Source organism: Nocardioides terrigena (genome assembly GCF_003047265.1).
GTDB lineage: Bacteria > Actinomycetota > Actinomycetes > Propionibacteriales > Nocardioidaceae > Nocardioides > Nocardioides terrigena.
Window position 1 is genome coordinate 1 of the sequence record NZ_PZYY01000051.1, and the last position, 706, is coordinate 706.

The 706-nt window shown below is 41.8% G+C and carries 1 protein-coding gene and 1 pseudogene; both read right to left on the reverse strand.

The features are described from left to right. Nucleotides 1-176, reverse strand: a pseudogene (locus DAE25_RS24340) (tRNA (guanosine(37)-N1)-methyltransferase TrmD); the annotation flags it as partial. A gap of 57 nt (nucleotides 177-233) precedes the next feature. Further along, nucleotides 234-706 (reverse strand): ribosome maturation factor RimM (rimM, locus tag DAE25_RS22775; protein WP_107768559.1); only part of this gene is annotated, 473 nt, incomplete at its 5' end.

Here is a 706-nt window from a genome sequence, read left to right on the forward strand (position 1 = left end):
GCCGGTCCGCCGCCGTAAGGGCGATCATCAACCGTTTTATGTTTATCAAACGTGAAATCGCGAGGATTCCAGCATTGAATTTGCAGAAGATCTTGTTTTACCGCACGTCCTGTCACCCCAAAATCGGTAATTGCTTTAAACATTTCGGGGAACAGTGAAATGATACCAATCCACATAATTTATCCTCAAATGTTCTTACTACTTAAAGTTAAAGCTGCACCGCATACCTGAGGTTAGAAACCAGCGTCCCAATCCACCGTAATTGTCTTGGTGGCGAGATCTACTCTTTTAACTACTTGTTCATATAAGAACGGAATTAATCGTTCTTGCTTGCCAAAAGCATCCTTACTGTTAGCGCGTACAACCAAAACATCGTTCGAACCTGTTTCCATTAATTCGGTTACAACGCCCATGCTATAGTCTTCAAGGTTTATCACTTGGCAGCCGATTAAATCGTGCCAGTAATAATCTCCTTCTTCCAATTCAGGAAACACAGATAGATCTACACCGATTTCGGCATTAGTCAGCAACTGTGCGCTCTCACGGTCATCGCTACCTTTTAATTTCACAATCAAATCGTTGTTATGGTAACGCCAACTTTCTAATTCGATTGGTTGCCATTGTCCCTTAATTTTTAAGAACCAAGGCTGATAATCGAAAATGCTTTCTGTTTCTTCAGTTGATGAATAGAGGCGTAACCAGCCAC